At 64.1% G+C, this 24114-nt stretch carries 18 protein-coding genes and 2 pseudogenes; 6 read left to right on the forward strand and 14 right to left on the reverse strand.

Annotated elements, in window-relative coordinates; genetic code table 11:
* From AB6O04_RS17645 to traG, 4 genes and pseudogenes are all read right to left on the reverse strand, one after another.
* The coding region (locus tag AB6O04_RS17645; protein ID WP_368565561.1) for a hypothetical protein at positions 1–202 on the reverse strand (202 nt) is incomplete at its 3' end.
* Between the two features lie 427 nt (positions 203–629).
* Positions 630–1592, reverse strand: coding sequence for a P-type conjugative transfer ATPase TrbB (trbB, locus tag AB6O04_RS17650; protein ID WP_368565562.1), 963 nt, complete (start codon positions 1590–1592; stop codon positions 630–632).
* On the reverse strand, positions 1589–2044 hold the full coding sequence (locus AB6O04_RS17655; protein WP_368565563.1) for a CopG family transcriptional regulator: 456 nt from the start codon (positions 2042–2044) through the stop codon (positions 1589–1591). The genes trbB and AB6O04_RS17655 overlap by 4 nt, the downstream gene beginning before the upstream one ends.
* A 122-nt stretch (positions 2045–2166) precedes the next feature.
* Positions 2167–3903 (reverse strand): annotated as a pseudogene (gene traG / locus AB6O04_RS17660) (IncP-type conjugal transfer protein TraG); the annotation flags it as partial.
* Positions 3904–4299: 396 nt separating this feature from the next.
* Here traG and AB6O04_RS17665 point away from each other — a divergent pair.
* The 4 genes from AB6O04_RS17665 (at position 4300) to AB6O04_RS17680 (ending at position 7775) form a co-directional block, all read left to right on the forward strand.
* Positions 4300–4926 (forward strand): GntR family transcriptional regulator, encoded by a 627-nt coding sequence (locus tag AB6O04_RS17665; protein ID WP_368565564.1) that lies wholly within the window; start codon positions 4300–4302, stop codon positions 4924–4926.
* A 225-nt stretch (positions 4927–5151) separates the two neighbouring features.
* Positions 5152–5292 carry a hypothetical protein gene (locus AB6O04_RS17670; RefSeq protein WP_368565565.1) on the forward strand — a complete coding sequence of 47 codons (141 nt, stop codon included), beginning with the start codon at positions 5152–5154 and terminating at the stop codon, positions 5290–5292.
* Positions 5293–5349: 57 nt separating this feature from the next.
* Complete coding sequence (locus AB6O04_RS17675; RefSeq protein WP_368565566.1) at positions 5350–6030, forward strand: lasso peptide biosynthesis B2 protein; 681 nt, start codon at positions 5350–5352, stop codon at positions 6028–6030.
* A 104-nt stretch (positions 6031–6134) separates the two neighbouring features.
* Complete coding sequence (locus AB6O04_RS17680; RefSeq protein ID WP_368565568.1) at positions 6135–7775, forward strand: asparagine synthase-related protein; 1641 nt, start codon at positions 6135–6137, stop codon at positions 7773–7775.
* Here AB6O04_RS17680 and AB6O04_RS17685 read toward each other — a convergent pair.
* From AB6O04_RS17685 to AB6O04_RS17715, 7 genes are all read right to left on the reverse strand, one after another.
* Entirely contained in the window at positions 7772–9862 is a 2091-nt protein-coding gene (locus AB6O04_RS17685; protein ID WP_368565569.1) for an Atxe2 family lasso peptide isopeptidase, read from the reverse strand. The two genes, AB6O04_RS17680 and AB6O04_RS17685, sit on opposite strands and share 4 nt — an antisense overlap.
* Positions 9863–9942: 80 nt before the next feature.
* A complete protein-coding gene (locus AB6O04_RS17690; RefSeq protein ID WP_368565571.1) occupies positions 9943–12378 on the reverse strand; it encodes a TonB-dependent receptor plug domain-containing protein in 2436 nt (811 codons plus the stop codon).
* A gap of 181 nt (positions 12379–12559) precedes the next feature.
* Positions 12560–12880 carry a DUF4880 domain-containing protein gene (locus AB6O04_RS17695; protein WP_368565572.1) on the reverse strand — a complete coding sequence of 107 codons (321 nt, stop codon included), beginning with the start codon at positions 12878–12880 and terminating at the stop codon, positions 12560–12562.
* A gap of 111 nt (positions 12881–12991) precedes the next feature.
* Positions 12992–13564, reverse strand: coding sequence for an RNA polymerase sigma factor (locus AB6O04_RS17700; protein ID WP_368565573.1), 573 nt, complete (start codon positions 13562–13564; stop codon positions 12992–12994).
* A 320-nt stretch (positions 13565–13884) separates the two neighbouring features.
* Positions 13885–14010, reverse strand: a complete 126-nt coding sequence (locus tag AB6O04_RS17705) for a hypothetical protein (RefSeq protein WP_368565575.1) — start codon at positions 14008–14010, stop codon at positions 13885–13887.
* A 581-nt stretch (positions 14011–14591) separates the two neighbouring features.
* The gene (locus tag AB6O04_RS17710) at positions 14592–15458 is read right to left on the reverse strand and encodes a hypothetical protein (RefSeq protein WP_368565576.1); all 867 of its coding nucleotides are present in this window, start codon (positions 15456–15458) and stop codon (positions 14592–14594) included.
* On the reverse strand, positions 15449–16459 hold the full coding sequence (locus AB6O04_RS17715) for a pentapeptide repeat-containing protein (RefSeq protein WP_368565578.1): 1011 nt from the start codon (positions 16457–16459) through the stop codon (positions 15449–15451). Before AB6O04_RS17715 ends, AB6O04_RS17710 begins: the two co-directional genes overlap by 10 nt.
* 372 nt (positions 16460–16831) lie before the next feature.
* Here AB6O04_RS17715 and AB6O04_RS17720 point away from each other — a divergent pair.
* Both AB6O04_RS17720 and AB6O04_RS17725 read left to right on the forward strand, forming a co-directional pair.
* Positions 16832–17117: pseudogene (locus tag AB6O04_RS17720) on the forward strand (transposase); the annotation flags it as partial.
* Positions 17118–17845: 728 nt separating this feature from the next.
* Complete coding sequence (locus AB6O04_RS17725) at positions 17846–18100, forward strand: hypothetical protein (protein ID WP_368565579.1); 255 nt, start codon at positions 17846–17848, stop codon at positions 18098–18100.
* On the opposite strand, the gene AB6O04_RS17730 is transcribed toward AB6O04_RS17725, so the two are convergent.
* From AB6O04_RS17730 to AB6O04_RS17740, 3 genes are all read right to left on the reverse strand, one after another.
* Positions 18097–20448 carry a hypothetical protein gene (locus AB6O04_RS17730; RefSeq protein ID WP_368565581.1) on the reverse strand — a complete coding sequence of 784 codons (2352 nt, stop codon included), beginning with the start codon at positions 20446–20448 and terminating at the stop codon, positions 18097–18099. The genes AB6O04_RS17725 and AB6O04_RS17730 overlap by 4 nt on opposite strands.
* 309 nt (positions 20449–20757) lie before the next feature.
* Positions 20758–21480 carry a ZirU family protein gene (locus AB6O04_RS17735; RefSeq protein WP_368565582.1) on the reverse strand — a complete coding sequence of 241 codons (723 nt, stop codon included), beginning with the start codon at positions 21478–21480 and terminating at the stop codon, positions 20758–20760.
* Between the two features lie 71 nt (positions 21481–21551).
* Complete coding sequence (locus AB6O04_RS17740) at positions 21552–23465, reverse strand: inverse autotransporter beta domain-containing protein (protein WP_368565584.1); 1914 nt, start codon at positions 23463–23465, stop codon at positions 21552–21554.
* Positions 23466–24114: the final 649 nt, after the last annotated feature.

A 24114-nucleotide genomic window follows, 5' to 3' on the forward strand; every position in this document is an offset into this window, starting at 1 on the left:
GGACGCGGGAGCCATGAGTCAGGCCGGGCAGGCGGCTTTGAATGAGTTGCACAACCGGGTCTTTGGACCGCTGGTCCAACGCTACTTGGAGGCTCACCACCACGTAGCGCCTGTACGCACCTTTCAAGAAAGCGGTGGACGGGGTGCGGAAGACCCGATCATCGCTCGGTCGGCCACCGCCAGACCGGGATGCGGCCGGCATTGAACCCCTCCTGGCTTGGCTTAATCCCGAGCCGGTGCGGGCGATACGTATTGCGCGCAGGCAGCGCGCGTGAGGGCTGCCACCGTCGGAGCTGTCGCGGGACAGAGGGGACGGTGGCGCTTTGTCCCCGGCAGAAGCGCGCAGCCACGACGGGTTTCAGGCATTTTCGCCGCCATCGCCCCTTGGGTTGTTGTGTCCCGTCAATCGGTAAACCTCCACGGACTTGCCGGGCGCGCGGTGCTCATGTCAGATGCCCCACGTCCGCTCGCGAACGCAACGGGGGTACATGCACCGCCCTCGAGCGTCCAGGTACGTAGCGGGGCTGAGGTGGCTTGAGCATCCATGGAGCCACATTGCGGCAGGCCAGGATCCCGCCGGCACCCGTCTGCAACTGCGACAACGCCGCCAGCTAGGCGCTTTATGCAAGCTAAGCTGCAGAAACCCGGTCCAGGCGATATCCCTCCCGATCCAGCCCGGCCACTCGCACGATGTCCTGCACGCGCCGCGCCGTGCCGCGGCCTTCGAAGTAGACGATAACGTCCACCGCTTCAGCGATCAGCCTCCTGGGTACGGTGACCGCCGCTTCTTGGACCAGCTGCTCCAACCGCGCCAGTGCGCCGCGCGCGGAGCCTGCGTGGATGGTAGCGATCCCGCCGGGATGGCCAGTGCCCCAGGCCTTAAGCAGTTCCAACGCTTCGGCGCCACGCACCTCGCCGACGATGATGCGGTCAGGACGCAACCGCAGCACCGAACGCACCAGCTGCGCCAGTGACGCTACGCCTGGTTTGGTCCGCAGCGACACGTGATCGTCGGATAGGCACTGCAGCTCGATCGTATCCTCCAGCAAGATCACCCGGTCGCAGGTCTCGGCTACAACTTGCAGCAGCGCGTTGGCCAGCGTGGTCTTGCCGGTGGAGGTGCCGCCAGCGATGACGATGTTCCGGCGCTCCAGCACCGCGGTGCGTAACACGTCGGCCTGCGCCTGGGTCATCACCCCATCGGCCACGTAGTGCGACAGCGGAATGACGCCGGCGGCCCGCTTGCGGATCGCGAACGTTGGCGCCCGCGTCACTGGCGGTAGCACGCCCTCAAAGCGCTCGCCCGTCTCCGGCAGTTCGGCCGAGACCACCGGCGCGCCGCTATGCACTTCCATGCGCAGGTGCGCGGCGACCAAGCGGATGATACGCTCAGCATCATCGGCCGACAGCGACACCCCTGCCGATTCACGGCCCGTGTGCAGCCGGTCCAACCACAGCGTGCCGTCCGGGTTCAACATCACTTCAACCACCTGCGGGTCTTCCAACGCAGCAGCGATCACCGGACCCATCGCGGTGCGCAGCATCCGCGCTTGGCGCTCGATCGCCGTCGCGGCGTCGACCGGGTGCCTCATGCCCCCAGCGCTCCGTTCCCGTCGTCCGCCTCCACGAACGCGTCTTCCGCCGGCACCCACTCCTCGATCGCGTCGCGTACGCGCAGTCCGCGCCGCAGGTGCAGTGCCAATTGCTCGATGAACTGCTCAAAACGCGCCCGTCCCTGCGCCCGCGCCGCCTCCACGTGCGCCTCCGGCAGCGGCGGCGTGACCGACAGATAGTGGCGGATGTGCAACGCCAGCGTTTCGATCAGGATGGTCTGGTCGCGTTCGAGCCGCTCGAACTGCCGGGTCAGCCGATCCAGTCGTCGCGTCAGCGCGGCCTCGCGCCGGTGTTCGGCATCGGGCGAGAGCATTGACGCGACCGCGCGTCCGACGACAGCCGAAACGGACAGACCGTGCGCGGCGGCCAAGCGATCGAGTCCCCGTTCGTGCTCGGGTTCGAAGTAGATGTTGCGGCGTACGCGCCTCATAGCGGCAGCCGCTCCCGCTGGCCGTCGCTCCGTGCCCAGCGATCGCCAGGCGTGCGTTCGAAGAAATCCGCCGCATCGCCGCCTCCGACACCGTCGCCCTCATCCTCCATCGGCGCGGCGATCACCCGGCCTACCCAGTCGTCCGGTCGTGGCGGCGGCCGGTCCGGATAGCCGCCCTCAGTTAGTGTCGGTGGCGACCAGACCCGCTGCACGAAATGGCGGTCGCCGTAATAGCGGAGCTTCGTCGCCTTGATCGGCGGGAAGCCTGCCACCATCACGATCTGCTCGTCTGCCGGCAGTTGCATTACCTCCGATGGCGTCAGCAATTGCCGGGGAGAGACCTGCTGCGACACGCTCACATGGTCCAACCAGAACGAAAACCGGTCGCCACCATAACTGCGGTGCGTGCGTACACGCGTCGCCGTGCCCAGCGCCTCCGAGATGCGTTTGGCCGTGCGCTCGTCGTTGCTGGCGAAGGCTACGCGCAGGTGGCAGTTGTCCAGGATCGCGTTGTTCGGTCCGTAGGCCTGCTCGATCTGGTTCAGCGATTGCGCCACCAGGTAGGCGCGCAAACCATAAGCGGCCATGTAGGCAAGCGCCGACTCGAAGAAGTCCAGCCGTCCCAACGTCGGAAACTCGTCCAGCATCAGCAGCAGGCGATGCCGCCGCACATCGCAGCAGAGATCCAACGACTCGGTCAGGCGCCGCCCGATCTGATTCAGCAGCAACCGGATCAGCGGCTTGGTGCGTGAGATATCCGATGGCGGCACCACCAGGTATAACGAGACCGGATGCTTGCCCTCAACCAGATCGGCGATACGCCAGTCGCAGCGCGAGGTCACCGCGGCCACCGTCGGGTCCCGGTACAGGCCCAGGAAACTCATCGCCGTGGACAGCACGCCGGAGCGTTCGTTGTCGCTCTTGTTCAAGACCTCGCGTGCCGCCGAGGCGACCACCGAATGCGGTTGGTCGCCCAGGTGCGGGGTCTTCATCATCGCGCCCAGGGTGCGCTCGAAGGTGCGCGCCGGATCGGACAGAAACCGAGCCACGCCCGACAACGTCTTGTCAGGCTCGGCATATAGCACGTGCAAAATTGTGCCGACCAGCAGCGCATGGCCGGTCTTTTCCCAATGATTGCGCCGCTCCAGCGAGCCTTCCGGATCGACCAGGATATCGGCGATGTTCTGCACATCGCGCACCTCCTGCGCGCCGCGGCGTACCTCCAGCAACGGGTTGTACGCCGCTGAGCGCGCGTCCGTGGGATTGAACAGCAGGCAGTGGGAGAAACGCGATCGCCAACCCGACGTCAGTTGCCAGTGCTCGCCTTTGATGTCGTGGATCACCGCCGAGTGCGGCCAGGACAAGAGTGTCGGCACGACAAGGCCCACGCCCTTGCCCGAGCGCGTGGGAGCGAAGGCCAACACGTGCTCCGGACCGTCGTGGCGCAAGTAGTCGCCACCGAGCTGGCCAAGCAAGACGCCCGATCGCGCGGTCAGTCCCGCGGCTAGCACCTCTTCTTTCGAGGCCCAACGCGCCGAACCATAGGTCGATGGCAATGTGTTATTGCCCCGCCGCATCTGTCCGGCGATGGCGACGATCGCCGCCGCCAGGCCACCGCTGGCGGCGATCAAGCCGCCAAGATCGAACACGCGAGGCGCCTGTTCCCCGAATGCCAGCCACCACTCGAACAGTCGCCACGGACAATAGACAGCGACGCCATGCGCATGAAACCAAGGTGTGCCCAGACGTTGGTCATTCCCCAACGCATGCGCAATCCACTGAGTAGCCAGCCACAGGCCAATCACCACAAACCCTAGCGCCAATGCGACCCGGAACAGCCATGGTCTGGTTGAGGTCATGCATCCAGATTCCATTCCTCTATCCTCAACATTCCTCCCGAAAGCATCGCGGCGGTGAACGGAGAAACTTCCGGTGGTACGAAGTCTCCCTCACGACACCGCGCCACACAGATACTCGGCGCGTTCCGGAACGCTTGCGTGCACCGTGCACATGGCAGGTCACGATTTGGCACAACCGCAAGCGGCAGAGGCGTCGCTGTCGTGAGCGCCAGCACACCGACACGCCGGCTCCGTCAAACAGTCGAAGGCCGGTCAAGCCCAGCATTCTCAGCACCGGCTCCCCGCCCCGTATCTGACTACCTAGTTGCCAGATGCAGGGCGCGCTGGCCGCGTTCTCTCCGATCCTTGTATTATCAAGCTCAGAGAGGCCGCCATGCGCAAACAGGGAGTTCCGCTATGAGTGCGATCCACTCCAAGAGTACATTCTTGTACGGACAGATCAGGAGGGCCCTGCAGTCGGGACGTTACCTGCCTGGGCAGCGGATTGATCCGACGTCCATCGCCGCAGAGTTCAATACCAGCCCCACGCCGGTTCGATTCGCCCTATACCGCCTGGTCGGTGAGGGGCTGGTCGCCGATCATGCGCGCAGCGGGCTGCACGTCCCATTGCCCACCGAGGTCGCGATGCGCGACCTCTACGACTGGATGCAGCGCCTGCTGCTGATGGCATGCGACATCGGCGTCTCCCCGGTGGCGCGCAAGACCGGGGAACTAAACCTTGCCTCCGCCGACGATCTGGTGAAGCTGACATGGCAGCTGTTCGACGCCATCGCCAGTGCGACAGCCCACCGGTCCCTGCACCAGGCCGTAAAGCAGACCAACGATCGGCTGGCACCAATACGGTGGGCCAAACAAGGACTGCTTGAACACGCTTTCGAGGAGCTCTCGGAGCTTGTCCAGCATTGGCATAGGCGCCACATCCCCGCCTTGAAATCGGCCCTGCACGACTACCACGAACGGCGCAAGCGACTTGTCCCGTGCATCGTGGCCACGCTGAACGAACGCAACGCATCCCTCCACTAGCCTTCGCGGGGTTCTACTCCGCCAAGGCCGAGCAACCAGAAGAGCGTGTGTTCCCCGGACGCACTGCCGACGCGGGCATCGGACCTTATCTGGCGTTCCAAGACGGCCATCACGCCCCATCATAATCATCAAGTTACAACGCAATAATCATTTGAAAATCAAAACACCCGCCTCCTACGCTGCGCACGTCATGGGATCGCCATGACGCAAACGAAGGAGACACAAATGAACGCGAACGAGAACGCACGCGCCAACGCGCCGGAAGACGTCATCGTGCTGGGCATGGCCAGCGTGGAAACGAAGGGCGCTGACGTCGGCTTCGAGCCGGTCGGCCAAATTCCCGGGCCGGGCATTTCGGCCGAGTGAGCGGAAGGAGAAAAGAGGCGCACCGCAAGGTGCGCCTCTCGTGTAAAGGAGAGCACGATGTCCTACCAGTTGCGCCCTGACCTGTCTTACTGTCGGGTGGACGGCCGCCTCATCTTCCTCGACATCCGCAACGATCGATACTTCAGACTATCGGATGCGATGGAACGGACCTTCACCATGCACTTGTGCGGTAGCGGGCGCCCGGAGGCCGACATCGGCGGACTGATCGAGCTCGGCTTGCTCGTTGAGAGTCGACCCAACCTGGAGCCGGCGCCCTCACCAGCCATCGAGAGCCCGAGCCACAGTGCTTTGGAGAGCCCACCGTCGGCGGAACCGATTCGCATGAGCCCCCTGCTCGACGTATTCGGCATCGTCTGCATGACGCAAGTGCATTTGAAGACATGCAGCATGAAATGGACTCTTTCCACGTTGGCCGCCTACCGTCAACGCAAAGCACCCCAAACCGAACCCGAATCTGGTAAGGCGCGCGAGCGCCGTCTATCCCGCACTGCCGCCGCGTTCCTTCGTGCGCGTCCGTACGTTCCCATCGACACCTGCTGTCTGATTGATTCGATCTCTCTGGTCAGATTCCTGGCCAAGCGCGGCATGGCCGCCAACCTCGTCTTTGGCGTCACCGGCTCACCCTTCTCCGCACACTGCTGGGTACAGGTCGGCCCGTTGGTATTGAACGACACGCTCGGCAATACTCATGCCCACACCCCGATTAGGGTCGTGTGATGGGCGTGGGCTACCTCGCACTGACCAGCGGAGACGGCGGTTGGAGCGCTCCTTCCCTCGCCAACATGGAGGCGAAGCTTCGTGACCTAGGCCTGCGTCCATGCATGGCTTTACTCTCCGCCCAACTGTTCGTGACACAGGCAACGCCCGTCCTGTCGCTGCCAGGAGTGGGAACCATCCTGGGAAACCTGTTCTTTCGGGATGGATTGCCGGTCACCGATGCCGATCGGTTTCCCCACTTCACCGGCCATGCGCAGGCCCGCAAGTACATCGTCGAAAACTGCTGGGGGCCGTATTTGCTGTTCCAGCCGGACATCGAGACCGGCGGATTCACCGTCCTGCGCGATCCATCGCCATCTGGCGACATTCCGTGCCTCTATTCGATACGCTCCGGCACCGGATTCATCACCTCCGACATCTACGTGCCGGTACGCCTCGGTCTCTACCATCGCCGCGTCGACTGGGATGTCGTCTCCCATCGCCTGTTGTATCCACAACTGAAGAGCGCCCGGACGGCATTGTCCGATATCCGCGAGCTCCTTCCAGGTCGCGTCCTCCGCCTGGAAGGAACCCACATGGCGACAGACGAAGCATGGTCTCCCTGGGACTTCGTTGCGCCCGGTTCCCGCCACTGCGATCCCGGCGAAGCGGCCACAGACGTCCGCAATGCCGTCTCGTCCGCTGTACAGGCCCTGGTCAACCAGGACAAGGCAGTCTTGCTGGAGCTTTCAGGCGGCCTTGACTCATCCATCGTGGGTGCATGCACGCGGAACTCCAGCGCACGCGTGGCATGCACCACACTGGTGACCACCGTGCCTGGCGCCGACGAACGTCACTATGCGGCGCAGATCGCACACCAGCTTGACGTCGAACTGCAAACGGCGACGCTTCATCCCGCTGAGGCACGATTCGATTTCCCGCTTCCACCGCAGTGCACGATGCCGAGGGTCGGAACACTTCAGCATGCCGTGGATGAAATCATGCTGGCCGCTGGCGATCGCCATGGTGTCGACAGCTTCTTCTCCGGCGGCGGTGGCGACACGGTGTTCGGCCATCTTGAAACGGCTGCACCGGCCGCCGATGCATTCCGGGAATGCGGAGCGGCGGCGGGTCTTGCTGCCGTCCGAGATCTGGCTACGTTGCATCAGTGCACGTTCTGGAAGGCAGGCCAGCTGACCCTCCGGAAGCTGCGGTTGCCACCTGCAATGTTCCGCGGTCCGGACCGCTGCCTTCTCACGCGGAAGGTAGCGGATACACCTCCAGACCCTCATCCCTGGCATGTCATGCCGACGGATGCATTGCCTGGTGACCGCGAACGGATACGCGGCCTGGCTACCTGCCAGGTGTATCGGGACAGCCTGGTCCGCGGGACGCAACGGACGATGCGCATGCCCCTACTGTCCCAGCCCGTGGTGGAAGCCTGCCTCAGGACGCCCAGTTGGATGTGGATATCAGGAGGCCGGAACCGCGCCGTCGCCAGGGCGGCTTTTGCGGACCTGTTGCCGCCAGACATCCTCAACCGCAGAAGCAAAGGCACCTTCATGGGATACCTGGGCGCCGTATACCGGCGCAACAGGGAGCAGATGCGGCACTACCTGATGAGCGGCCAACTGCAGGCGCACGGGCTGATCGATGCGGACGCGCTCCAACGCCTCATGACAAACGACCTTCCGCCGCGCGGCCATTCCTTCACCCGAATGTTCGACCTGTGCATGGTCGAGAACTGGATACGCCGCCAGTCCTAGCGATCCTTTCCGGACTTGCCATGTCCGAGCGCACCACGCATGCCAGCCTTCATCAATCGCCAATGCGCATACTGCGGGCGCTTGGCCGGGCTCGTATCCTCGTTCCCCAGCAGCCAGAACCGGAACCAGTCGAGATTGCGCTCATAGACCGCCAGCTTGTGCCTGGGCTGGAATTTCTGGTGCGGCTCGTTCGGAAAGACGTACATGTCCGCCATGCCTTTCCGCATCAAGGGAACGGCGTAATCCAGCGAATGGATGTATTCCTGCTCCGGCAATTGCATCAGCACGGGCGCTTGGATCCTGTCCAGATTGAACACCGGTGAAAACTTCCGCCATCGTTCCGGCGTCTCATCGAGGGCGCCAAGCTGCCATCCCATCCACAGCCGCGAATGGAACGCTTCACCGAAGTTGCTGAGCAACAGGTAGTACAACGGCGACAGACCGAGTGAACTCACCGACGCCGCAGTCAGGATCTGGGAATGCATCGCGGTCCACATGGTGATTTCGGCACCCAGGCTGAGCCCTCCCATGCCGACACGGGCGCGATCTATCTGGCCGGTGGAGGCCAGCAGCGCGACGGCACTCTCGACTGCGGCGCGGCCCTGCTCGTACTGCGCGACGGCATCCTCCCTGTTGGGGGCAAGATTGATGCACAGCGCGGAGATGCCATTCTCCGCAAACGACGCAAAGGGCAGTTCTTCGCCCAGGCCGCCTCGCACGAAACCCTTGCACCAGTAGTAGCTGACAAACAAAGGCGGGAGGTTCCCTCCGGACCGCTTGGCCGGATAGAACTGGCCTGTGAACTCCCGGCCCTCCGCGTCCGTCCAGCGCAGCAGCCGCACCCGCGTCTCCGCCATGTCCTTCGTCAGCGCCGGATTCGGATCAAATAGCGTCTGGCGCGCACCCGTTTCGATGTCGATCCGCTCCAGATATGGCGGCCTGTCCGCCTCGGCGATCACGCACGCCAGCAACGTGGCCGATAGGGCGCAATCACTGGGGAGCAGGCGCACGCCTCCGTTCAATAGGCCCCGCGTGCGCACAACCGGCTGCACGTCACCGGTGTTCACGTTCCACCGGTGCATCGACTGTGCGTGGCCCTCCCCCGGGTCGCCCACGGTGAAAAGCACCTCGTCCGTACTGGGCCGCCACTGGATGGCGCTGATCGTCTTGCCCCTGCACGCTTCCGCCTGGCACTTGACCGGCACCCGGGCGCTCCTGCCCGGAAGCATCGACAGCTGGACACCGGGCCTGTCCCGCAGGCCGTTGCGCTCACCGGTACGCATGAGCAGCGCTATGCGTCCACTGGCCGGGTCCTGCGACAGTATCCAGGCGTTGGTCAGGTGCGCCGCGAGATCGGGCGCAGTCAGCGGCGCCGGCGGGATGTCGCGTGGCGCCAGATCGCGTCGCTTGCCGGTGGCAAGATCCACTGCCCTCCAGCGATCCGGCACGTCGGCCAGCAGCGGATGGCGTATGACCTCGTTGTCCCTCAGGCGCTGCGTCGCCAGGCGCCCGTCGACAAAGCCAGAGCGGAACACTCCCTGGCCAAGCGGCACCGTCCGATCGATGCGGATGCCCTGGTCGTACTCGCCCTGTTCCGCGGCGACAACCTCCTCGCGTGTGGCACTCAGGCGGTAGATCAGCTCGCGGCCGTCACTGCTCAGCGAGAACGCACGAACATCCGCAGGTTCACGCGTCATCGGCTCGGCGCCCGAACCATCGGTCGCCGCGCGCCAGACATCAATCCTGCCGTCGAGCAGCGCGCGGTAGTAGATCCAGCGCCCGTCGGGCGACCACACCGCAGGCGCCGGCACCGCAAGCCCGGTCTGTTCCCGCAGCGGAGTGCCGCCATCGGCCACGCGCAGCGGCGGCGCACCATCCATGCCTTGCACGTACCACACCGAGTCGTAGGTGTTGCGCTCCACAGAGGCCTGTTCGATCCGGAAGGCGACGCGCTGGCCATCGTGCGACATCGTGACACCACTGAAATCGGCGACCTCCACCAGCCTGCGCGGAGCGATGGCATCCGCAGGTGCCGCCCCCATCCCTGCAGCCAGTATTGCGACAAACGCCAGGACGGATCGCCTCATGCTGGGCGCCATGCAGGACATCACCCCCTTGATGCCACGCCTGCGGCGTATGCCGGTCCCGCGCGCTATCGGGCCCGCCATCACCAGTGCCTCGAAACGGAGAAATGGAGGAACCGGCCGATCGCCGAATAGTTCGTCGCGTCGTAGGGCGGCACCAGGTAGCGCGTGAGAACCGAGGTGTCGTGCAGGGGCGGCGGCCGATTGAAGACATTCTGTACCGACAGCGCGACTGTCCAGCCACGCAAAGCGTCGCCCTGCCCGTCCGCCGCGTAGCGCACCGTGGCGTCAACAGTCGTGAACGACGCGGTCTTCTGGTCGGCGGCGATGTTCTCCACGCCGTCCTTGTAGTTGGCGAAGGCCGAGGCGGTAAAACCTCCACGGCCCCAGACCGCGCCTAGCCTGCCGACCAGCTTCGGCGGATTGTGGATCGTGCCCGCCAGGTCGAATGCAGTGGTGGATACCTGCTGGGTACTGTGAAGCCAGCTGGACGAACCGCGCAAGGTGAGCCTTCCGGCTCCCACGTCGAATCCATAGGAGCCCGACAGGTCAACGCCGCGGATCCTCTGGCTGACCACATTGGTGTAGTACGCATGGACAAGTGCCACGACGTTGAACGGGTCGTAGGCCACCCCGATGTAGTTCAGGAAGGAGCCGCTGCCAATCGCGGCCGCCTGCTCCTCGACGGTGGGCGCGTAGACAACGAACTCGGCAAAGCCCGGGTTTCGCAGCGCCTGCGAGGTGGGCATGATCGGGGCCACCACCCTGTCCACGTAGTCGATGTCGAACCAGGTCAGCTCCGCCTCCAGCGCGGGGACCGCTGACGGGTGGATGGCCAGGGACGCGCTCCAGGTGCGGGCACGTTCCGGTTTCAGGTCAGGATTGCCGCCATCGGCGAGCAGGACGGTGGCGCCTGGCGGGTAGCCGTCCCCGCCATAGACGGTTGCGTAGTTGAAGGCCGTTGCCCGTTGCCGATAGCGCTGGAACAGCGTGGGTGCCTTGAACGACCGCCCCCAGGACGCCTTCAGCGTGAAGTCGGTGCCGGGGCTATAGACCATACCCAGCTTTGGCGTGAGCACGCTGCCGAAACTGTCATAGGCTTCGTGGCGGGCTGCGGCCGTCAACTCCAGGCGCTGGCCGCTCGCCGCAGGCGACGCTTCCCCAAGCAAGCGCAACCGCAGCTCGGCATAGGCAAAGCGGGTCGCCTCATCGCCCCGGATCGAGACGGCATTTGTCGCCTCGTTGTACTCCAGGAAGTCGCTTTCCCGCCGCCCGACGCCCACCGCAAGCCGCATGTCGCCCGCCGGCAACGCGAACACCGGCCCCTCGACGCCGACCTCGTAGCTACGGCCCTGGTTGCAGTAGCACAACCGCGTTTCCAGCAGCACCGCACCCGTGTCGGCACGCTCGACTGTCTGGACATGATGCAGGCGGTTCTCCGAGCGGGTCGCACCGGCCGACAGCGTCCAGTCATTCGGCAGGTAGACCTCGAGTCCGGGCGATACCAGGGTAGTGGTGGCATCGGGCGCAGCCTGGATGTAGACATTGCTCTGGTTGTCGTAAGCCCCATACGCCTGGCTGCGCTCGGTCCTGACGGCATCCAGGTGCAGCTCGGCGTTGGTGCCTAGCGCCTGATGGAAACTGACCAAGCCGCTTCGCAGATCGCTGCCCGGGTAGAGCGTGTAGGGATCCCGCAGGAAACGGGTATACGTTCGCTGGCGCGCATAAATCGGGTCAGCGGAAACGTCCTTGTAGGTAACAGTCAATCCACCGCTGGACCAGCGGTGCCCCGCCGTCGCTGCATATTCCCGCGTGGTCAGTCCCCCGTCGGACGCCGTGCCGTAACCGGCGCCCAGGGTGAGTCCCTCGAAGTCGCGCTTGAGGATCACGTTGCCCACGCCCCCCACGGCGTCGGAGCCGTAAATGGCCGAGGCGCCATCGGCAACGATTTCGATGCGTTCCACCGCCTCGACTGGAATGGCACTGATGTCGACGGCCTGGGAGATGCCGTCATAGGCCATGCGACGTCCGTTGAGCAGCGTCAGCGTCGCATCCGCCCCCAATCCCCGCAGGTTCAGCGCCGACCCGCCGCTGAGGTTCGTGTTCTGCGCACCGGCCCCGGAGATCGTGAAGGGGATGACGCCGGGATTCTGCCCCCCGGAAAAGTTCTGCGGCACGCTGCGGATGACCTCGCCCAGGTCCGCGAAGCCTTCCTCCTGGATCCGTTCGCTGCCAATGGTAATGACCGGCGATGGCGTGGTCCCGCCACGGATGCGCGTGCCGGTGACGGTTATCGACTCCAGGTTCGTTGCTGCTGGTTCCGGTCCTGGCGCCGGCAGCGGCCTGTCGGCAGTGCTTGAATCCGCGTAGGTCACCGGCGGGTCGATGTTGGCGCCCACCTCTTCCGTCACCTGCGCCGCGGCGCCGCACAGCGGCAGCAACGCCGCCGCGGCGGCGGAAAGAGCGCTGCACGCAAACGTCAGCCTGATGCCACACCATCGGTTCTGCCGTATTCCCATTCCATCGCCCCCGTCTGCGGCGCGGCAAGATTGCCGTGCGCCTCCCTAACGAGAATTGATGTCAAGCAAACAGAACCCCCTACCCGTTCCGATGTCGGGAGAAGAGTTGAACTACGATAGGCTGTAGGAATGGCTCCGTGGACCGAGGTCGCACCTAGACAATCAACTAGCCCCGATGTCTCTACACAGTTGAGAATGCCCCGATAGCGTATGCGCCGACGAAGAGCAGCAACAAGACCACCACCAACCACGCGCAGCGCCGCCACCGACGCGAACGCTGCAGTGCCTCAAGGTCCCGCTCGGTGATCGCCTGCAACTCGGGATCGTCCAGCACACCCGTGGCGTGCTCTTCCAATTGCAGCAAGCGCTGGTACGCCATAAAGTGCCGTGGATCCGCTGCCAGCCATTCTTCGCGCTCCCGGCGCTGGACCGGCGTCTCCTCACGGCTCCGGGCCAGATACTCAGCTGCCCGCGCGGCGATGCGTTCGGACTCGTGGCTCATGACTGATTGACGCCCATGGGTAGGCCCCGCTCACTTGGGTGAACGATGCTACCAGCATTTTCCGCAAAGGCGCCCGACAGACTTGCCGACACGGTTACGCGGGCCAATCCGCTACTCGTCCCGGTCCCCCACGGCGGCACGGCAGGCCAGCAAGGCTCGGCTGATGTGCTTCTCCACCATCTTCACCGAAATCCCCATCTTCGCGGCCACTTGCGGATAGGTCAGTCCGTCGAAGCGGCTGAGCTTGAACGCCAAACGGCACTTGGGCGGAAGCTCGAGAAGGGTGCGCTTGAGCAGCAGATCGAGCGATAGCCGCGCGTTAGCGATCTCCTCTACTGGCGACTCATCCGCGCACAGCGGCCCTGCGCTGCTCAGCGGCACGTGACGGGCAGCGTGCCGCCGATAGCCAGACCGCTGCAGTTCGAGCACTAGATTGTGAGCGATGCGATACATCAACAGCGCGTGATTCTCGATATTGGGTGCATCGCGATACACCATCATGCGTGAGAAGGTTTCTTGGGCAAGATCAGCAGCGGTCTCCGCATCGCGGGTACGTCGTCGCAAGTAGCTAAGCAACTCGTCCCGCGAACGGATCATGGCCTCGTCAAACTGCGTACGGCGCCGCACCGTCTCTTCGACAGAGCTTGGATCGTGCGGTGCTAAAAATCGGTCGTATCGGCTCATACTCGCTGCGGCTCCGATGGCACACCACGCGCGCGCCGCCACGAGCACCCAGCCGCTCGCTGAGCGACACGGCCAGCATTCATGGCATCTGGTCTTTCGCAATTGCGCGCTGGCATGCTGGAACGGCAACCATTCACAGAGAGGAAGGTTCTGGACTGGCGCCCTACGCATCAGCGACGACGAAACAGCCCCTACCTATGAATGATGACGCTCAACAAATCCCCCCTACCTCTGAACCGCTCGGCGTACGCAACGCGGCTCGGGTGAGGTCGCCGCAAGCAGAGGAACACAGGGCTGGACCAGCGCGTCGTTGGAGGCGATCACTTGATGGCCTTGCTTGGCAGAGAGCCATGACCGTGCATATCCAACACAACGCACTGGCCCTCCAGATCGCGGCAGAGATGGAAAGCAGAAACCAGACAAGCCAACAGGTAGGGAATCATCATGGCCGTATCCTAGATATTGGGTTGGACCCACCCCGACGCTAGTCGGAGGCGGCGGACGGTGCGGGTTGGCGTACCGGATCTAGGAAGCGGCGGCCCGAAGGCCCCACGCACCGCCCGCCATAGAACTGACCAGCGAAGCCCTGGCCAACGCCGGGCAACAAAAAAAGCGCCGGCATCATGGTCGATGGGCGCTCTGTGCGCCTAGATACTCGGGACGCCAATCCCGGACGCCAGTGTTATGGCGACGCTCAGACGGTAAGCCACTTGAGGACGTTTGGCAACAGCCAAGATCGGCACATACGAGAGGAGCGCCATGCAACCCCAACAATGGCCAAATCACGTGACTGGACGGCGAAGATGTAGCGAGTGTGTTCTGCCCAGCACTCGTCGGCTCAATAGCTCTGAAACAAGCCCGACTTAAGCGTCAAATCGGATACTCGCGACATCTGAACCAGAATTTTCTACAGGACGTCGTGCAAGTCCTTCCCGAGTTCAATGGCGACTCCTACTAGGCACGCTATGAGGTGCTTTGTCGCAAGCTCATCAAAGAAGGGCTCCACACTCAGGCAACAATCACTGCCTCATCGCGCGCGGCCCGTGTAGGAGGGGACCGCCGTCGCACCGGCAATGACCACCTTGTTGGTGGTGCCAGCCGCATTGTCGGCGCGGTACCACTGGTACAGGTGCGTACCGGCCGCATCGCCGTCGGCGTCGGCATAGCCCACATTGCCGGTCAGCACCGAGCCTGTCGTCAACGTACCGGTGATCGTCGGCGCCGTGCCCAGCAGCGGTTCCTGTCGCGTCGCCTGCCACGACCCCACCCGCTCGTTGGGCATGCCCGTGAGCGACTTCACCTTAACGACCGTGAACCAGAGCTTGCGGTTGCTGCCCTGATCCTCCGCGCGCAGCACGTAGGTCCGGCTTGTCGCCCCCTCAATCAGAGTTGGCGCGCCACTGACCGGATGGCCAATATGCCACGTGAACTGCGCGCCCACCACGTCCTCGGCATCGCCGTCCGCATCTTCATACTCGTACTGGCCAGTCAGGGTCTGACCCACCTCGTAGACGCCCGTAATGCTCATGCTCCCAGCCTTCACCGTCGGCGCCGTACCCGGCACCGCTGCGCTGACCGGCGTGCCCGTGTCGGGCGTGCCTTCCGCCACCACCGGCGTCACTTCGAACACCAAGTGCTTGTTGCGATCAGCCGCCACGACCGTGTAGGTCTGCGCCGTCGCTCCGCTGATCGGCGTCCGGTTAGTGGCGCCGGCCGCATCGTCGGCACGGTCGCGAGCCCCTGTTGCAGCCAGTCCTGCGATGTTGTTGAGGCAGCTGGCGCGGCGCTGGTTCTCGACGTGGTCAAGCCATAAGTCTCGGCTACGTTCGCTTTGGAGGTCTCCAAGATTTGTGGCGGTGAGGTGCGCAGGCGCCCTGGCGCCCGTCAGATCCATATCGCCCCATGCCCAGTCACGCATGCTGAAGAGAGAAGTGAGAGCGTTGCACCGCGCAGAACGGCCCCCTGCGCGCTTTGCAAGTGCCAATTACAGGTACTCAGGTCGACACCGGTCAGCTCGGCACCATCCAGTTGGACGAAACCTTTCACCTCTTGAAGATTGGTGTGACGGAGGTCGGTGTTCCTGTAGTCGGCCTCACAACGCGAGTAGGCAAGATTAGCGCCTCGCAAGTTGGCGCCAGAGAAATCAACGTTAATATCGAGGTGCGTCTGCACCCCCTGTAATTTTGCTCCGCTCAGGTCGGCGTTCTTGAAGCTGCCCCCCCCAATGTCACAGTCGCGCAAATCCGCCCCCGCGAGGCAGAGCGAACTCAGATCGAGTCCGCGGAGGTCCCTTCTGCGCAAGTCGGCCTGCCTCAGGTCCGCGTTGCACAAGGCCATCGCCAGGAAGCGCGCGGGCACGGCGGGGAAGCTTTTTGAGCGCGGCGCATGGTCCCAGTCGGAAACCATGCTTGCATCATAGGCTTCTGGCCCCAATTGTTCGGACAGTAGCTTGGCGCAGCCGCTGGCAATGGCCAGGTCACGCGGGGTGGCGGCGCTGGCGAGAGCAACGGCCTGTGCACCCACGGCCACCTGGCGGGCAGGCTCCAGGGCGAGGCGTACGGAACGCGCCAGATGCTCCGCGGCGTCCGGCCCGGTAGGTGGGCGCAGCATCGCATCCGGGCCCTCGACGGAAGGATATAACTTCCGCGCCATTTCCCGCCAGGCCAGTAGCTCCACGAGCGCTTGACGCTCGCACGGCGCCAGGTCGTGGGCGTGCGCCATCTCAGCAAGACCGTGTTCGGCCGCCGCCCTTGCCTCGACGGGATCTTGCAGCCCCTCCAAGAGCGCGCCCGCGCCCGCCGGCGTGGCTCCATCGGGGGATCCGACTGCGTTCGACGGCAGCGGGAGTTGGACAGGGCGATTCGTCGGCAGGGAAGTGGCACCGATGGAACTCATGGATCTCGTGCTCTGAGCGGGTTTGCATCATGTTCCGACGCGCCATCCGCCATGGCGACCCCATCACACCGTCGCGTTCGCCGGGAGTTGTCTCGAAACGCAGCTGAACGTTCCGACCATCCATCGGCATCTGGCCGGGCATGGACGCCGCTACCCCATCCGAGATCGGCGCCATGTCGATCAAGCGCTGTGCATGAAGCACAACCTCACCGAGCAGACGTTTTTCCGCTAGCGTAACAAGTTCGGCAGCCTGGACGTGCCCGATGCCCGCCGGCTCGAAGACCTGGGTTCCGAGAACAACCGTCTCAAGCGGCCGCGTCATCGGCGGGATGAAGGAGATCGTCCGAAAAAAATGACAACCCCGTCGGCACGGCGCGACACGCGCGCTGGCTGCGCGATACGGCGATCGGTCCGGCGCTCATCGCGCCGGGAAGCCTGTGGCAGAACGGCTGTGTGGAGAGCCTCAACGGCAAGCTGCGCGACGCGTCGCTCAACCGCGAATGGTTTCGGCAGCCGCACCGAAGCGAAAGCGCTGATCGAGCGCTGGCACCAGCTATACAACGAGCAGCGGCCGCACGGCGGGCACCGCTACAAACCGCCGGCGACCCTCCGCAGGAACTGGACGCAGGCCAATATCAATACCGGACTCACTGCCTGAGTGGCTAGAAATTACGTACGCAGGTCAAGGTACACCTGAGCAGAAAATCACCAGCGGTTGGTCAGCACCGGACCTCCCTGGGCGTCAAAACCTCTACATCCCAATGCGCCGGTGCAATTGTCGGCGCGGCACCACTTTAAATGTGCATACTCGCCGCATCACCGTCCGCGTCGACTTGCCCACACCGGTCAGCGCCTGACCCACCGTGTGGGTAATCACTGCCAGGAAAGAGCTGCCACGCCCTTCCTGGCATAGGTGGATCACAACACCAGCTTTATGGAACCACTGAATCCCAGCTGTCCAATGCTAAGCCTCTCGGCGGTCATTTCGACCCTCCAAGTACCCGCAGGATACATGGACAAATCCAAGCCAGTGGACACATTCCTGCACCCGCCCGATTCGGAAGGGCCCCTGCACCTCTGCCGAAATACCCGCGTCCCATTCGGAGCGTACAAGTTCATCCAGACCTCGGCGTCTGTGTTTGTGCCGTTGGCGGCTGCATGAATGTCCATCTCAAGCCGCGCGCTTGGCGATCCACTGATGGGCGCATTGGCGGTGTATGTCATGGGAGCCCTGGTTAGGGCGTTGAAGGGAGTCATGACTATAGGACTCTCGACAAATGTAACCACCGTCGGCGTCGGGGCCTGGATCGTACCGCTCGCCGGCCAGACGGGTGGATTGACGTGCACGCCGGTATTGGGTGAGCCCGTTGCCGACTTGGGTTGCACATGGCCGCCCAATTTGTGGCCGACGTCCGCCGATTGGAGGACATAGGTCCGGGTGGTGCTCAGGCCATCGCACGTCATGTCTACACGGCACCAGACGAACTCCGTCCCGCCTTCTGCATCACCGTCAGCGTCGCTGTACGTGTACTCCATCGTCACCGTCGAGCCCACTATCGGCTGGCCCGTGATGCGCACATTGCTGGCGACCGGCGCCCGACCAGCCACCAGACCCTCTCGCCGTACCTGTGGAGGCACTAGGTGCCATCAAAATACAACCGGAAATCAGCAATCCGAAAGTTGAAGGCATCGGTCAATTTCAATTTCCACGTGCCGCTTGCGGGCTCGCTGGATACATCGATATTTCGGGAGATATGAGTACCGTGGGGACTATTCATTCTGACCGAGCCGGCGGGATAGCTCCGACCACTGGGGCCTATCAGATGGACCTGAGCCTCCGCCGAAGAAGTTGATGATGATGCCACATAACTGTAAACCCGGAGGTTAGAGGGCGCGTTTCCTCCACGTCCTGCGATTGTAATATGCAACTCTCCGTGATTACCTATACCCTCGGGGTTCCGATATGGGATCTCTTCACTGCTTGTGAAGCGAACCAAGCTGCCGGTGTTCGGAACTCCTGTCGACGACTTTGGCGTCACCTCGACCTGCAGCCGAGAGCCTTCATCAGCGCTCTGAACGGCATAACTCCTCTGATTGCCGATTCCGCAAACTGTGCTCACTCCGACACGACACCAGTTGTACACGGTGCCTCCTTCCAGGTCACCGTCACTGTCTGAGTATTCGTAGGCAACCTGAACTCCATAACCCGAAACCTCTGGACCAGTGATCCTAACATTACTGGCCACTGGCGCTCCCGAGGGCACCGCGCTCGCGGTCACCTTGCCGGTCGGTGCACCCGTGTTGGGCGTGCCCGTGGCCGAGACCGGCGTCACTTCGAACACCAGGTACTTGTCCTGGTCGGCCGCCACGATCGTATAGGTCGCCGCCGTTGCACCGGCAATGACCACCTTGTTGGTGGTGCCAGCCGCATTGTCGGCGCGGTACCACTTGTACAGGTGCGTGCCGGCCGCATCGCCGTCGGCGTCGGCATAGCCCACATTGCCGGTCAGCACCGAGCCCACCGTCATCGTGCCGGTGATCGTCGGGGTCGCCGTCGGCGCCGTACCCAGGACGGTTACGGAGAAGGTCACCTCAATCAGGTGCGAGACGTAGTTGGATCTCTCCCGTGCCTGGACAGTGAAACTGCCGGTGTAGGTGCCCTCAGGCAAGCCGGTGTTGTCGGACGGTTGGTATTCGATCTTGAAGCGGCCTGGTCGCGTCCCGCCACCGCAACCAAGTCCCCAGTTCATCACCAAGTCGCCGCAATCACCAGTTCTTGCGGCTCGCAACACAACCGATTGACCGCCGGTGTCCACTGTCAACCTTGTGTGACCATAAGACGTACCTGTGGTCAGACCGGTGGGCCCACCGGACACGTTGGCCTGGCCGATCACCAGATAGCCAGTGTGGTTCGGCTCCAACGCACCGGGCATGGTGCTCGTCCAGGCGGTGGCCGCCGAGCCGTTGGCGCCGGAGGTGGTTAGCGCCAGCGGTACCACCGGCGCGGTGACCGTCGCCGTGTCCGCACGGCTTTCCGCACCTTCCGCGACGCCCGTCAGCGCCCGCGGCACCACGCCCAAGCTCAGCACCTTGCCGTAATCGGCCGAGGTCACCGCGAAGGTCGTGTTCGTCGCACCGTTAATCGCAGTCCCATTTCGGTACCACTGGTAGGTGTGCGTGCCTTCCGCATCGCCGTCGGCGTCGGCGTAGCCCGTACTGCCGGTCAGCGTCTGGCCCACCATTGCCGTGCCGCTGATCGTCGGCGTCGCAGTTGGCGCAGCGTTCACCGCACTCGCGGTCACCTTGCTGGTCGGCGCACCCGTGTTCGGGGTGCCCGTGACCGCGACCGGCGTCACTTCGAACACCAGGAACTTGCCCTGGTCGGCCGTCACGAGCGTGTAGGTCGCCGCCGTCGCACCGGCAATGACCACCCTGTTGGTGGTGCCGGCCGCATCGTCGGCGCGGTACCACTGGTACAGGTGCGTGCCCTCGGCATCGCCGTCGGCGTCGCTATAGCCCACGCTGCCGGTCAGTACCGAGCCCACCGTCAACGTACCGGTGATCGTCGGGGTCGCCGTCGGCGCCGTATTGACGGCGACCGCAATCGTGGTGGTGGCCGAGCCGCTGGCCGGGTCGGTGGTAGCCGAGTCGGTGCTGGCCGTGACTTCCACTATCAGATCCTGGCCGGCGTCCTCGGCCGTGGTCGTATAGCGCTGTTCGTTGCCTACCTGCGTCGCTCCACGGCGCCAGAGGTAGTCCACCTTGATGATCGGGTCCTGGTCGGGATCCACCACAACGGTTTCGGCTTTCACTACATGGCCCACAGAGGGAGCCTGTGCCGGAACGGTCTCATTGACGATGCCCGTGATGGTAATCGTGGGCACGCGCCCGCGCACCGGATCCGTCTGCGTCGCCACCACCGCCCGGGTCTGGACCTGCGCCTGCGCCTGCGGCACCCCGCCGGCCATCAGCCCCCCCCCGAGCATCACGGCGACGAAAGCCGCCTGCAAAGCAATCAGAAAAGGCGAGGAGGAGTGCGTTCGGCTCATACGGTAGACAACCTGGAATACAAGAAAAAAGAACATGCCGCGCTACGACGATGGGCCGCACACACGACGCGTTTTGTAAGGGATGCCCCAATTGCGGGCTTGTCAGGACAGGCTTGGATGGTTTTTTCGCCCACCTGGTTTTTACGGGTGGAAGCCGCGCTCCGGCCCCGCCGGCCACGCCCCTTCCGGTGCAGAAAAGGGGTGCGCAGTCATCCTGCGCACCCCTTCCGCGTTCGCGTCAGCCTTTAATCACGGGTTGCGCGCTACGACCTGGATCTTGCGCTTCTGCTCATCGCGCTTGACCACGTAGGTCCCATTGGTCGCGCCCGCGATATCCACGTAGTTACCCGAGCCGACCGCGTCTTCGATCTGCCACTGGTAATCCACCGCCGCGCAGGTCGTCATACAAGCCGGCACGGCCGTCAGCGTGCTGTCGACGATGGCGCTGCCGGTGATGGTGATCGACACCAGGTTGTCGGTCCCCGGCACCGTGACCACACCGTCGCCTTCTCCTGGGCTGACCGCGCTGGAGGCCGTCCGCACGCCCACATAGGGGTCGGTGGTGGCGCTATCGGTCGTCGGAACGAGGGTGAAGCCGATGCCCTTGCCGGCATCCGCGGCGCGAATCTGGTAGGTCATGCCGGTGGCACCGGCGATATCGACACCGTCGGCCTGCCACTGAATGGTCGCCTCGGTCGCGGCGACATCGGCCGGATCCAGATCCGGATCGGTCTGAACATAGGTGGCGGTCAAGGTGTCGCCGACGACCAGATCGCCGCTTTGGCCCGTGGCGGAGAAAGTGATGTCTGCCGATGCCAGGACCGGGGCACGGCCGGTCACGGCGCCGGTCGGCCCCGAGTTGACGATGGCCTGCGGGTTGATGGTCTGGGCTTGGGCCAGACTGGCCACGCTCAGCAGGGCGAGCATTAACGCGGTGCGGGCCAGCGGCCGGCGGTGGGTATTACGCTTCATGGTGGAACTCCTTCAGCGATGAGTGAGCAAGGACCCCAGGCCCTCCCTCTCAGGAAAGGCCTACGGTGGGGTTAAGGGGTGGGGGTGGGGGCGGCGTTGACGGCGACCCGGATCTTGCGGCGCTGCACCTCGCGCTCGACCACATAGGTCGAGCCGGTGGCCCCGGGGATAGCCACGTAGGCACCCGATCCCGGGGCACTTTCCACCTGCCAGGCATAGTTCAAGCTGGTCGGGCAGGCTGCGGCACCGATGGCATTGGTGCAGGTCACCTTCGCCAACAGGACGTCCGCCACGACGGGCCGCCCGTTCAGTTCGCCATCACCGAGATAGACCAGCACAGCGCTGGGAACGGCCGTCAGGTCGGGCGCGCCCGGGTCGTTCGGGTCCAGTGGGTCGGTGCCGTTGTCGACCTCCTCACCATCGGTGTGGCCGTCGCCATCGGTGTCCGGGTTCTCCGGGTCGGTGCCGAGGGCCCCTTCCTGGCGGTCGCTCAGCCCATCCTCGTCGGTGTCCGCGTCGATGACTTCAATCTGGAAACGTTGCTCGGCCCGGCCGCCGCGGCCGTCGACCGCCTTCACGACGACTTCAAACACATAGTCGCCATCGGCCGACGGCGCCAACGTGCCATCGGTGGCCGACGGCAGCGTGCTGCCGTCCAGGGTGAGCTCGTAGCCGCTCAAGGTGAACGCACCGGCGTCGGCGCCGGCAAGCGCAAAGCTGACCGGCGGCGCACCGCCGGTCACCCGCAGCAGGAAGTCAAACAGCTCGTCCTCACGAATACGGGCCCGTACCAGTGCCTCGCCCTCGAAGGCCAGCGGCAGGTACTTCTCGCGCGTTTCCATGATGATGCGGTTTTCGCGCTCCACCGGGGCCAAGGCGCGGACGCTCACGTCATTGCGCTGGCGATTGCCGCTGGCACGTAACTGTTCGGCCATCGGCACACCAAACTGATAGGTGAAATTCACGCTGGCCCGGGTGTCGCGCTGGCCGCCCAGGGCTTTCTCGTGCTCCACGCTGAAGCCCACCAGCGGCACCGGCTTGTAGCCCACCCGGGCCGACACCACGGTCGGGTTGCGCAGGCCTTCGCCCCCTTGACCAAACACGTCCACCGAATCGCCCTTCCACACCGCTCCCTTGACCTGCAGGTCCAGGCCCGGCAGGGACAGCGGCGTATACGTCAGGCCCGCGTCAAAGCCACTGGCCGGACGCTCTTCCAACCCCTCATCGGTGGGCGAGGTAAACCACTCATCCGACAGCGGCGCATAGGCATTGACGAAGCCGCGCGTGGTGGCCGTGGACGCTTCAGCGCCTACGCCCAGACGCTGCGCGCCGGTCTTGAAGTCACGGTCGTAAAACACGTTGCCGCCCAAAAAGGCGGTCTTTTCCGGGTTCAGCCAGCGATAGACCAGGCCGACATTCAATGTCGGGCGGTCGAATTCGTTATGCGCACCCAGCTGGCCCAACAGGTGATGGCCCGCACCATGGCCCATCAGCGAACCCATGGCGAGCAGGTCGTAATCCAACTTCCCGGCCAGGTTGTCGTAGGTGATGCCGCCCTGCAGTGTGCTCAAAAAAGGCAGCCCACTGCCCCGGGCCGCTTTCAGGCCCTCGCTCAAGCCGGCATTGGTCGCCTGCCGAACCAGTTGGTCGGCCGCCAGACCGGGGTCGAACCCAGGCCCGCCCACCGCATCGGATCGCTGGGTCGAGGCCACGGCGCTCAACGCCTGCTGTAGCAGCGCCAATTCGTCCCACGAGGTCCGTGCCTCGGCGCGCTCCTCCCCGCCCAACTCCGGCAACGCCGCCTGGACGGCGGCCAGTTGCCCCCACGAGGAAGCCTCCGGGGCCTCCGCGGCACTTTCCGCGCCGATGGAAGGGGCCATCAAGCCCAGCATCAGCGCGCAGGCGACCGCCTGGGCCAGACGACGGCGAGCTTTCACGTGCAAGACGGGGGGCTGCGAAATCGAGTGGGCGGTACGGATGACCATGTGCGGGCGCCTCTAGGGCAACGGGTTGACGCGCACAGTTTGGGCAGACGCACTCACGCCAGGAACGCGAAAAGCTCCCGGAAGAACCAGGGAAATATCATGCTTTTGCTACGAAATTTCCTATCCAGCACTAGGCCGAGCCATCAAGAACACCCCGCCCAACGGCTCTCCCCCGATAGGGCCGCGGAAAATTCCGATCGTTCCGCCACGCGATGGCGGAGCACTCGCCGCCCATGACCGAATCTTCCCCAGGATCTGCACGCCACCTGACGCGCGGGAGCCGCGCGAACCGGCAGGAATCGGGACGATGTGCCCACCGATCCGCAGGCACCGGCCTCAGGACCCTACCCTTCGGTAGAAGCAAATCAAACCTCACGCTTCCTAAACCGGCGGTGGTTAAGCCAGTCCGACCAGCGCACTTAACTTGGATAGATGCCAGTGAGCAACGATGCCAATGTCGGCGCCGCACTTTGTCAACTGACGGCCGCTACCAAAGGCCACCACAAACTGCGGCTAGATGGTTAGGTCTGATCGCCGCTTGGCTGTTCAGGCTCTCAATACGAAGCTTTTTACGGCTGTGTCAGGCGCCATTACGCCTTATGTCTTGACTTTCCCTACCTTAATAGCCGAAAGCTCGGAACCATTATGC

It is taken from the genome of Pseudoxanthomonas sp. UTMC 1351 (assembly GCF_040948865.1).
In the GTDB taxonomy this organism is placed as follows: Bacteria; Pseudomonadota; Gammaproteobacteria; order Xanthomonadales; family Xanthomonadaceae; genus Pseudoxanthomonas_A.